Here is an 11,455-nt window from a genome sequence, read left to right as displayed (position 1 = left end):
CCCCCCCCCCCGCCCCCGCCCCCCCCCCCCCCGCCCCCCCGCCCCCGCCCCCTGTAGCGCCGGGCAGCGCCCGGCTGGCTTGGCCGGTGACGCTTCAGCGGGGCGGTGCCCCGCTCTACGGTTGCAGCGTCACCCTGTCCACCACCCACATGTCGGGGCGGAAGTCGCCGCTGAAGCGGATGCACAGCGCTTCGGTGGCATCCGAGTGGCGCAGCAGCGGTGCGCGCAGGGTGATGAAGCCGTCTGCATCGGGGTGCGCGGGCAGGGGCGCGGTGGCGATGAGGTCGCCGTCGCAGGAACCGGCGCGGATGTCGAGTTCGCCGTGCGCGCTGCGCGCCGGCAGGAAGCGGCGGCGCGCGTTCTCCTCCTCGCTCTGGTCGATGATGTAGGGCAGGCGGCCGGCGCGCACTTCGATGCTGCCGGCGCCGGCCATGGGCGCCTGTTCCCAGCGCCAGCACGGTTGCATGAAGGCGACGTTGAACAAGGCGCGCAGGCCGTCGGCCTGCGCCGTGTCGTCCTGCATGCGCAGGACCGGGCCTTCGGCGATGCACGGCTGCAGCTGCGCGTTGCCGCGGCTGCGCAGGCTGGCCGCGGTCACGTCGAAGCGGTCCGCGGGTTGCAGCGCGGTGCCGCCGGCGAAGGCGGCGGTGCGCAGCTGCACCGGCAGCGCGGCTTCGATGGGCGCGGCATAGAGCGGCGAGCGCGCCGTCGGTTCGCTGCCATCGAGGGTGTAGCGCACCGGGTAGCCGAGCGGATTGGAAAGGCGCAGCGTCGCCTTGTCGTTGCCGGCGGGCGCGTCTTCCAGCAGCACGCGGAACGGCGTGCGCGCATGACCGACGCGCAGCGCCTCGTAGCGCCGGTTCCAGGCCGGCAGGCGTTGCAGGAAGCTGGCGTAGTCCTTGCCGGCCTGCGGCGTCCAGCCGGTCTCGGCCACCGCCAGCAGGCGCGGGAAGGTGTTGTGCTCGACCGCGGCGAAGCGCACGTCGTCGGTGGTCCACATGTTCGCCTGCAGGCCGAGGATGTGGCGGCGCTGGGCCGCGTCCAGCGCCTCGGGCACCGGCTCGAAGCGGTAGAACTTCTCCATCGGAATCAGCTTCGGCCGCGGACGGCCGCCGGGCTCGTCCGGCGAGTCGGTCTGCAGGTAGTCCAGGTACAGGTCGGCATTGGGCGACATCACCACGTCGTGGCCCTGGCGCGCCGCGGCGATGCCGCCGTCGATGCCGCGCCAGGACATCACCGTGGCATCGGGCGCCAGCCCGCCGTCGAGGATCTCGTCCCAGCCGATCAGGCGTTTGCCGTGTGCATGCACGAGGGTTTCCAGCCGGTGGATGAACCAGCTCTGCAGCGCGGCCTCGTCGGCCAGCCCGAGCTCGCGCATCCTGGCCTGCACCCGCGGCGATGCCTGCCACTGCGTCTTGATCGCCTCGTCGCCGCCGACGTGGATGTAGGGGCCGGGGAACAGCTGCGCGACTTCGGCGAACACGCCATCGAGGAAATCGAACGTGGCGTCGTCGACGTTGAACAGGTTGGCGTGGATGCCGCGGTGTGCCGAGACCGGAATCTCCCGGCCTTCGGTGCCCAGCGCCGGATAGGCGGCGATGGCGGCGGTGGCGTGGCCGGGCATGTCGATTTCCGGTACCACGGTGATGTGCAGCGCGGCGGCATGGGCGACGATGTCGCGGATGTCGTCCTGCGAATACCAGCCGCAGTACGGCGCGGGCCTGCCGCTGGACGGATCGATGCCGGCATCGCCGGCGGGGATGCGGCAGCCGCCGATCTGCGTCAACCGCGGGTAACGCTTGATCTCGATGCGCCAGCCCTGGTCGTCGGTCAGATGCCAGTGGAACGTGTTGAGCTTGTGCAGCGCCATGGTGTCGAGCAGCTGCTTCACCTGCGCCGGCGTCTGGAAATGCCGCGCCGAGTCCAGCATGTAGCCGCGCCAGGGAAAGCGCGGCGCGTCCTCGATGCGCATCGCCGGCAGCGTCACGCGCGGGCCTTCGCCCTGGGTGAGCAGCTGCCACAGGGTCACCGCGCCATGGAACAGGCCCGCTTCGTCGCTGGCGCGGATCGCGATGCCGTCCGCATTGACGGTGAGCGCGTAGCCTTCGGCCGGAATGCCGCTGTCCGCGTCGATATCGAGCTGGATGCCATGCGCGCCTTTGCTGCGTGCAGCGATGGGCAATGGCGTGCGTCCGGCCTTGGCGAGGAAGGCGTTCAACTGGCCTGCCACGCGCTTCGCCGCATCGCCGTCGGCGTGCAGCGGAGTGCGGGCATCCACATGGAAGGCGGCCGCGTCCGCATCGACCTGCATCGTGGCCGGTTGCGGGATCAGCGACGGGACGATGGCGTTTTCGCCGGCGTGGGCCTGGTTGCAGAATGCCAGCAGGCAGAAGGACAGCCACACGAATCGACGCATCACGGGTTCCGATTGGGCGAAGGCCAGGCCGGATTATCCGATGATCGGCTATCGTTGCCCATCGCCTCTCGTACCGCGGATATGCGCATGCATGGATACATGAGAAACCTTTTCCTGTGCGGCCTGTTGCTGGCATCGGCGATGCCCGCGCGTGCCGTCGAAGTACGCGGCGCGGGTCCCGAGCCCGGCATCGAAGTGCTGTTGAACGAGCGCGCCAGCGAGCTCAAGGGCAAGCGCATCGGCCTGGTCACCAACATGACCGGCGTGGACCGCGCGCTGCGCAGCGACATCGACCTGCTGGCCGCGCGCCGGGATATCCAGCTGGTGGCGCTGTTCGGCCCCGAGCATGGCGTGCGCGGCGACGTGCAGGCCGGCGGGCACGTGGATTCCTCGCGCGATGCGGCCACCGGACTGCCGGTGCACAGCCTCTACGGCGAGCACCGCGAACCGACGCCGGAGATGCTGCGCGGCATCGACCTGCTGCTGTTCGACATCCAGGATGTCGGCGCGCGCTTCTACACCTATCCCTACACGCTGGCCAACGTGCTGCGCGCAGCCCGGCGCGACGGCATCCCGGTATGGGTGCTGGACCGCCCCAATCCGGTCGGCGGACTCAAGGTGGAGGGCCCGGTGCTGGAACCGGCGCAGTCCTCGTTCATCGGCATGTTCCCGATTCCGGTGCGCCACGGCATGACCATCGGCGAGCTGGCGCGCCTGTTCAACGGCGAGTTCGGCATCGGCGCCGAACTGAGCGTGGTACCGATGCGCGGCTGGCAGCGCGGCGACGCCGAGCCGGGCGGGGCGATGCCGTGGGTGCCGCCGTCGCCGAACATGCCCACGCGCGACACCGCGCTGGTCTACCTGGGCACTGCGCTGCTGGAAGGCACCAATATTTCCGAGGGACGCGGCACCACGCGGCCGTTCGAGACCCTCGGTGCGCCCTTCGTCGATGCGCGGCGATTGGCCGATGCGCTCAACGCGCTCGACCTGCCGGGCGTGCGCTTCCGGCCGACAGCGTTCACTCCCAGTTTCTCCAAGCACGAAGGCAAGGCCTGCGGCGGCGTGCAGGTCCATGTCACCGACCGCGAAGCCTTCCTGCCGTTCCGCACGGGGCTGGCGGTGGTCAAGACGCTGCATGACCTGTATCCGGATGCGTTCCGCTTCCAGTCCGATGCGCCGGGTGCCACGCCTGGCTTCTTCGACAAGCTGGCCGGCAATGCCTGGCTGCGCCAGGCGATCGAGCGCGGCGACACGCTCGATGCGATGCAGCAGCGCTGGCAACCGGAGTTGCGCCGCTTCGAGGCGGTGCGCGCGCGCTATCTGCTGTATCCGTGATGCGGGGGCGCGGCCCCCGCCCTTTCTGGCATCCCACCGGTAGAGCGGGGCATCGCCCCGCCGTAGCCTTGCCAGCCAATCCCTACAGCGCACTGCGTGGCGCCGCAAATCCCGACGGCAGTGCAGCATCGCTCGTGTAGAGCGGGGCACCGCCCGGCTGCGGCCTTGCCATCCAATCCTCATCGCGCATGGTCCGGCGCTGCCGGAGGGAAGCGCCGATCAGTCTCCCGTGCGCAGCGCCACCTGCTTCAGCACCCACATCGTCGGCCGCGTATCGCCGCTGAAGGTCATGCACAGGTTGGCGGTCGCGTTGGCCCCGGAGTGCAGCGGTGCGTCCAGGGTGATGAAGCCATCGGCATCGGCTGCTTCCGGCAACGGCACCGAAGCCAGTACCGGCCCTTCGCAGCCGTCGCGGACCTCGAACTCGCCATGCGCCGCCACCGCCTTGCGGAAGCCGCGCTTGGCCTCCTCCTCGCGCAGCAGGCCGAAGTTGTACGGAATGCGTCCGGCGCGTACCTGGATCGAGGCCACGTCCTGCAACTGCGCGCCTTCCCACAACCAGCACGGATTGAAGATGGTCACGTCGAAATTCTCGCGCGGGCCGTCGGTGGGATTGTCGTCCTCCAGCCGCAGCAGCAGGCGGCCGCCCTGCGGGCACTGCGCCAGCGTCTTGTCGTTGCGGGTGAGCAGCGAAGCGGCGTCCAGGGTCCACCGGCTGGCCTTGTCGGCCAGCGGCTTGCCGTCGAAGAAGACGGCGGCCTCCAGGTACGTGGGTACCTGCAACGCCAGCGGCGCGGCGTAGGCGGGCGAGCGTGCCGTCGGCGCGCTGCCGTCGGTGGTGTAGCGGATGTCGCCATAGCCCAGCGGGTTGGAGAGTTCGACATCCACGCGGTTGCCGGCGCGGTCGTCGTGGCGCTGCATCGCCACCGACAGCGCGGTCTGGCCGTAGGCGATGTCCAGCGCCCTGTAGCGCTGCAGCTGCGCCGGCAGGCGCTTGAGGAAATCGTCGTAGTCCTTGCGCTGCAGCTGCGTCCACGCGATCTCGGCCAGCGCGGCCATGCGCGGGAACAGGTTGTGCTGCAGGCGCTCCCAGGTGCGGGTGTGCTCGGTCCACATGTTGGCCTGCACGCCGATCACATGCCGGCGCTGCTCGGGCTGCAGTTGTCCGGGTACCGGATCGAAGGCGTAGATCTTCTGCATCGAGGTGAATTTCGGCCTGCCCGGCGGCTCGTCCGGCAGGTTGGTCTGCAGGAAGTCCAGGTACAGCGTGTTGCCTGGCGCCATCACCACGTCATGGCCGTGCGTGGCGGCTTCGATGCCGCCCTCGATGCCGCGCCAGGACATCACCGTGGCCTGTGGCGGCAGGCCGCCCTCGATGATCTCGTCCCAGCCGATCAGCTTGCGGTCGTGCTCCTCCAGGAATTTCTCCAGCCGCTTGAGCATGTGCGACTGCAGCGCCTCCTCGTCCTTCAGTCCAAGCGCGCGGATATGCGCCTGCACCGCGGGCGAGGCCTGCCATTGGTATTTCACCGCTTCGTCGCCGCCAATATGGACATAGGGGCCGGGGAACAGGTCGATCACTTCGGCCAGGACGCCTTCCAGGAACTGCAGCGTCTCCTCGCGCGGATTGAACAGGTAGGGATTGACGCCCCAGTTGTGCGACGGCTCGGTCGGGCCGTCGACCACGCCGTGCTCCGGATAGGCCGCCACTGCCGCCTGCGCGTGGCCGGGCACGTCGATCTCCGGAACGATGGTGATATGGCGGGCGGCGGCATAGGCCACCACGTCGCGGATCTGTTCCTGCGTGTAGTGGCCGCAGTACAGGTTGGGCGTGCCGTCGGCCTTGCGGCCGGCATCGCCCTGCGGCACGCGGCAGCCGCCGATTTCGGTGAGTTTGGGATAGCGCTTGATCTCGATGCGCCAGCCCTGGTCGTCGGTCAGGTGCCAATGGAACGTGTTGAGCTTCTGCGTGGCCATCGCATCGAGCAGTATCTTGATCTGCTCCACGCTCCAGAAGTGGCGCGCCGAATCGAGCATCAGCCCGCGCCAGGCGAAGCGCGGCGCATCCTCGATGCGCATCGCCGGCAGCGAGACCGCCGCGGCCTGTTGCCCGGCGAGCAGCTGCCACAGCGACATCGCGCCATTGAACAGGCCATGCTCGCTGGCCGCTTCGACCACGATGCCGGTGGGCGAGATGTCCAGCGCGTACGCTTCGGGCGAAGCGCCCGCGCCCGCCGGCGTCAGGCGGAACACGATGCCGTCTTCCGCCTTGCCCGCATCGGTGGCCAGCGCCAGCGGCGTGGTCCGGCCGAGCAGTCCGGTGAACTGCGCGGCGACGCGCGCCGCGGCTTCGCCCTGCGCGTGCACGGTGGTGCCGGCAGCGACAAGAAAGGTGCCGGCAGCCGGCTGCATCGATTGCGGGCGCGGGATGATCGTCGCGCTTTCCACCTGCACCGGCTGCGCCTGCGCCGCCGGAGTGGCTGCGTCGTTGGTTGCGACACAGGCGGTGGTGCCGCCCAGGACAACGAACAGGGCGCTTGCGAGCGCGGCGGTGGTGGTGCGGTATCGGATCATCGCGTGTCCTCTTGGATGAAGCCTGGACGCGGGTGCGGCCAGGGGCGCAGCGGTACGGGGTGGAAGGATGTGGCTCAGCGCAGGGAGAGGGGCGGGGAAGGAAGGTCGTCCGCACCCGCTTGCGGTGTGGTCGCGTTGGGCAGGGCGAAGCCCATCAACGTGCCGCCGATGGTCGCCGCGACCAGGGTGTCGCCGCTGCGTGCCAGATCGCCGGCCACACCCCAGATGAAGCCCTCGCCGGCCGGCAGTGCGATGCGCGCGACGACCCGCCCGTCCGCGCGGTCGAGCATGGCCAGTTCCGCCTGCAGCGGCTGGAAATACGGCGCGCCGGCGGCGGTGGCGACGAACAGGTGGCGGCCGGCGGGCAGTGGCGTTCCCCAGCTCCAGCCGGCCACTTCGCTTCGCCAGCGCACCTTGCCGCTGCCTGCGTCGATGGCGCTGATCCGCTTCAGGTCGGACGAGCCGATGTAGAGCGTGCCGTCCACGATGACCGGCGCCGATTCCACCCACGAGGTCCAGAATGGAAGCAGCCACAGGCGGCGGCCGTCGCCCGCGTCGAGCGCGTGCAGCAGCGCGCCGCGGTCGCTGGCATAGACGCGGCCTTCATGGACCACCGGCGCCGCGCCGGGCTGGCCGGACAAGGGATGGCGCCACCGCTCCTCGCCGGTGCGCGGGTCCAGGGCATGCACGCTGCCCGGCTCGCTGACCGCGTAGATGTGGCTGGCGTCGGCCGCTGCCCCGTGGCGGATGCGGCCGGGTGCGACGAAGCGCCACAGCCGGCGGCCGCTTTCGGCATCGACCGCATGCAGGCCGCCATCGGCGCTGCCGATGTAGAGGGTGGCGCCCAGCACCAGCGGTCGCGGCGCCTGCCCGTCCCAGTGCGCGCTGCCCGGGTGCGGCAGCACGCGCGCCGCCGGCTCGGTTGCCAGCGGGTAGCGCCAGACCTCGCGGCCGTCCGCCCTGTCCAGGCGATGCAGGAAGGCGTCGCTGGCCACGTAGACCGCGTCGCCGTCGACGGCGGCGCTGGCGAACACGGGAAAGCCCAGCGGCACGCTCCAGGCGCGCTGGCCATCGCGCACGTCCACCGCCTCGAAGATGCCGCCGGTGGTACCGACGTAGGCTATGCCCGCATCAACGACCGGCGCGGCGAACACCTGGCCGGACAGGCGTACCGCCCAGAGCGGCCCCGGCAGCGCGGGCGCGTCGGTGGCCGCGATCGACGGCATGGCGGGCGGGCGTGGCCCCGCCTGCCTCAGGTCGGCGCTACCGGCCGGATCCAGCAGGGTGCCGGTCAGGCGTCCCGCCTTCCGCGCCAGTGCCAGGTGCAGGCCGGGCAGGCGCAGGATGCCGTCCTCGATCCGCGCGCTGCCCATCGCCATGGACTGCATGTGCGCGATGGGCAAATCCAGCCTGACTGACAGGCCGCCTCCGTCATCGGGCTGCAGTTCCAGGCCGACGGCCACGCGCTCGCGCCCGCTGCCCGTATGGCCGGACCAGTAGCCGGCCAGATCGGTGGTTTCCTGCGCGACGGCCGTGGTGGAGCAGGCCAGCGCCCAGGCGAACAGCCAGTATCGCCCTCCTGCGTGTGGGGCGCGGGCTGGCCGGTCTCGGGGTGGTACGCGCGTTGTCATGGTGGTCGTGGTCCTCTGTCCGGTACGGGCGACCTGCCGCGGCAGGCCGCATCGCCTTCCCTGCCTCTTGCCTGATGCCTGCGGGGAAGAACCGCAGGCCATGACGGGCCGGTCTTGCCGCTCCGTCGGCCACTACGGTATTGCCTGCCGGACCAGAAGGCGAAACGCCGCGATGCGATGCAGCGCTTGCCGCTCCAGCAGGTGCAGCGGATGGGCCATTCCATGCCCGGATGGTTGCCGCTCCGCGTTGGCGGTACCGACGCCGGAAAAAAAGCGGGCCTGGAATGCCAGGCCCGTTGGAGGAGAAAAACAACGTGGAACGTGGGGTTTCAGCCGAGCCGGATCAGAACTGGAAGCGCAGCGTGGCCATGTAGCGGCGGCCGGTGCGGTACAGGCCGCGCACCAGCTTTTCGGTGTTGGCCACACCCGGAACTTCCGCGTAGGAGCGGTATTCGCTGTCCAGCAGGTTCATGCCATCCAGGCCAAGGGTCAGGTTGTCGGTGATCTTGAAGTTGACGCTCGCATCCAGCGAATCGTAGTCATCGGTGACCAGGTAATTGCCGCGGTCGACGTTGGTGTAGTACTTCGAACGCCACGAGTAGGTCACGCGGGCGCTGAGGCGCTCGCTCTCGTAGAACGGGCTGAAATTCAGCTGGTTCTTGGAGTTGTAGGGCAGGAAGTCGCCGTTGTCGGCCTTGGCTTCGGCGTAGGTCCAGTTGGCCAGCAGGCCCAGGCCCGCGCCGAAGGTCTGCTGGTACGCCGCGGAGAAGCCCTTGATGGTGGCGCTGCCGGCGTTGTTCGGGCGCGAGACATCGAACTCGGTGTCGCGCTGGTCGGCCTGGTTGAAGTGGATCTCCTTCTGGGTGCTGACCAGGATGTAGTTGTCCACCTTCTTGTGGAACAGGGTGCCGGCCAGGATGGCGTTCTCGGAGAAGTACCATTCGGCCGAGAAGTCCAGGTTGGTGGATTCGTACGGGTTCAGGTCCGGGTTGCCGCCGCCACCGGTGCGGGTCTGGTCGCCCAGCCACAGATAGGTGGACATGTCGCCGTAGTTCGGGCGCGAGATCACCTTGGCCGCCGAACCACGCAGCACCACGCTGTCGCTCAGGTCATAGACCACGTTCACGTTCGGCAGCACGTCGTTGTACTTCTTCGAGGTGGTGGCCAGCTGGTAGCTGTGGACGTAGTTGTTGGCTTCGTTGGCGACGCAGCTGGGCTTGCCGATGCACTGCCAGCTGGTGCTGTCGGACTCGGTGCGCACCAGGCGTACGCCGAAGTTGCCGCGCAGCCGGTCGACACTGAAATCGGCCTGCAGGTAGGCCGCCGTCACGTCTTCGGTCACGTTCCACGTGTTGGCCACGAACGAGGGATCGTAGAAAGTGCTCGGGGCGCGCATGGTCTGCCACGGGGCCAGCCAATCGCCGCTGAGGATGTAGTCGGCCAGCTTCCAGCCGTCGATCATGAAGCGGCTGTTGAGGTCGCCCACGTCACCGAAGCCGGAGAGATAGTTGTCCGGCAGCTGCTTGGGGTCGAACTTTTCGGCGCTGACGTCGCCATAGCCCTTGATCGAGGCCAGGGTCACGCCGGCCATCGACTGCGAGGTTTCGTGTTCGCGGCGCTTGGCGCCGAAACGCAGCTGGTAGATCGGCGATTCCAGCTGGATGCCGAAGTCGACCTGCGCGTACTTTTCTTCGTCGCGGGTCGGCTTGGTGACGATGTTGCCGCCCCAGCCCGATTTCCAGTTGTCCTTGGTCGCCGGGTCGGCATGCCAGCCGCAGCCCCAGGAGAACTGGGTGCAGGGCTCGCCGCGGTCGAGCTTGTAGGCGTTCGGGTCGTTGAACGGGCTGCCCGGGTTGGCCGGGGCGAAGTGCCTGGCCACGTCCTGGATGGCGTCGCTCTGGTAACCGTCGAAGTACAGCTTCGGTACCTTGCCGGTCAGGTCGTAGCTGTAGTTGGCCTTGTTGAGGAACTCGCCGAACACCTGGCGGCCGGTGCCGCCGGTGGCCTTGGAGTAGCCGGCATGGGCCGAGGCGAACCAGCGCTCGTCGGTCCACTTGAACTTCACGTCGTAGGAGTCGGTATCGACGGTGGCCTGGCGGTTGATCAGGTCATACACGGTCAGCGCATTGCGGAACTTGGCCTTGGTGATGACGCCGCCATCGACGGTCAGGTCGGTCAGGTTGCCCAGCGAGTTCCAGGTGTTGCCGTTGAAGGCGAACATGGCATGGCTGATGTTGTCGTAGCCGGCCTTGACGTCGAGCAGGTTGAATTCGATGTCCAGCTTCTCGTGCGGCTTGAACTGCAGGGCCAGCGACAGGGTGTCGCGCTCGCGCTTCTGCTCGAAGTAATGGGCGCTGATCGAATTCGGTGCGACCGCGTTCGGGTTGGCCAGCAGGGTGGTGGCGCAGCTGCCCACGCAGCTCGGCGGCATGGTGACGGCCTCGCCGGTGGACCAGTCGTCGCTGGTGCTGGTGATCGAGTTCGGCGCGCCGTCGCGGCTGTTGATGTAGTGGTCGCCGGTCACCGTGCCGTAGGACTCGATGCCCTCGCGGCGGATGCTTTCATCCGAGCGCTGGCCGGAGATGATCACGCCGAAGGTGTTGGCTTGGTTCTTCCAGCCGAACATGGCCGAAACCGACGGGTCGCCGCTCTCGATGCGGTCGTTGTAGAGGTAGCCCACCGAGCCGGAGACGGTGGTGCCTTCCAGGTCCAGTGGCTTGCGGGTGGAGATGTTGACGGTGCCGCCGACCGAGCCTTCGTCCAGCCACGCTTCCGGCGACTTGTAGACTTCGACCTTGCTGACCAGTTGCGGCGCCAGCAGCGAGTAGTTGAAGGTGCGGCCCGGCTGGTCGGTGATGAACCAGTCGGCCGAGGCCACGGTCTGGCCATTGAGCATGGTGCGGTTCAGCGCCGGATCGGTGCCGAGGATGCTGACCTTCTCGCCCTGGCCGAAGGCCTTGTCGATGGTCACGCCGGGAATGATGGTGATGGCCTCGGCGACGTTGGTGGCCGGGAACTTGCCCACGTCCTCTGCGGTGATGACGTCGACGATGGCGTCGGCGTTGCGCTTGGTTTCAAGCGACTGCTGCAGGCTGGCGCGGATGCCGGTGACCACGACGCGGTCGAGGTCGGTCGTTTCCTTGCCGGCGTCCTGCGCGTGCGCGGAGAAGCTCAGGCAGGTGACGATGGCGGCGGACAGTACGGACTTGCGGTACCTCATGATGTCTCTCCTCATCATTGGCGGATTGTGGGTTGAACCGCGGTTTCTGTAGATGGCTGGTGCGCGGGCGCATGCCCGTGCGGCGGTGTGCGTTGCTGCGTGGGTGGGAGCGTGATCAGGTGCTGCGGTGCTGCAGATACCAACTGGCTGCGCCGATGACACCCAGTTGCCCGTGCTCGACCAGCTTCACGGGAATGCGCTGCAGCGCCTTCGCCATCGGTCCCTTGTTGAGGAAGCGTTCGACGAAGGTGCTGCCGATGAGGAACTGGCCGAGCTTGG

At 68.6% G+C, this 11,455-nt stretch carries 6 protein-coding genes; 1 reads left to right on the top strand and 5 read right to left on the bottom strand.

The features are described 5' to 3' along the window. Window positions 1–115: 115 nt before the first annotated feature. Window positions 116–2,416: a family 20 glycosylhydrolase gene (locus QMX80_RS15895; protein ID WP_282278096.1), complete on the bottom strand. Its 2,301-nt coding sequence runs from the start codon at window positions 2,414–2,416 to the stop codon at window positions 116–118. Window positions 2,417–2,515: 99 nt separating this feature from the next. Between QMX80_RS15895 and QMX80_RS15890 the strand changes: the two genes are divergently transcribed. Continuing rightward, complete coding sequence (locus tag QMX80_RS15890; protein ID WP_282278094.1) at window positions 2,516–3,751, top strand: DUF1343 domain-containing protein; 1,236 nt, start codon at window positions 2,516–2,518, stop codon at window positions 3,749–3,751. Window positions 3,752–3,970: 219 nt separating this feature from the next. Here QMX80_RS15890 and QMX80_RS15885 read toward each other — a convergent pair whose 3' ends face one another. The 4 genes from QMX80_RS15885 to QMX80_RS15870 form a co-directional block, all read right to left on the bottom strand. Then, window positions 3,971–6,325, bottom strand: a complete 2,355-nt coding sequence (locus QMX80_RS15885; RefSeq protein ID WP_282278092.1) for a family 20 glycosylhydrolase — start codon at window positions 6,323–6,325, stop codon at window positions 3,971–3,973. A 74-nt stretch (window positions 6,326–6,399) separates the two neighbouring features. Next, the gene (locus QMX80_RS15880; RefSeq protein WP_282278089.1) at window positions 6,400–7,956 is read right to left on the bottom strand and encodes a PQQ-binding-like beta-propeller repeat protein; all 1,557 of its coding nucleotides are present in this window, start codon (window positions 7,954–7,956) and stop codon (window positions 6,400–6,402) included. Between the two features lie 343 nt (window positions 7,957–8,299). Next, window positions 8,300–11,176, bottom strand: a complete 2,877-nt coding sequence (locus tag QMX80_RS15875; RefSeq protein ID WP_055772261.1) for a TonB-dependent receptor — start codon at window positions 11,174–11,176, stop codon at window positions 8,300–8,302. A gap of 115 nt (window positions 11,177–11,291) precedes the next feature. Beyond that, window positions 11,292–11,455: glucokinase (locus tag QMX80_RS15870; protein WP_282278098.1), on the bottom strand; the 164-nt coding region annotated here is incomplete at its 5' end.

Source organism: Stenotrophomonas sp. PS02297 (assembly GCF_029959705.1).
Classification (GTDB): domain Bacteria; phylum Pseudomonadota; class Gammaproteobacteria; order Xanthomonadales; family Xanthomonadaceae; genus Stenotrophomonas; species Stenotrophomonas nitritireducens.
Note: the sequence above shows the minus strand (reverse complement) of the source record. Positions and strands in the feature narration are given on the sequence as shown.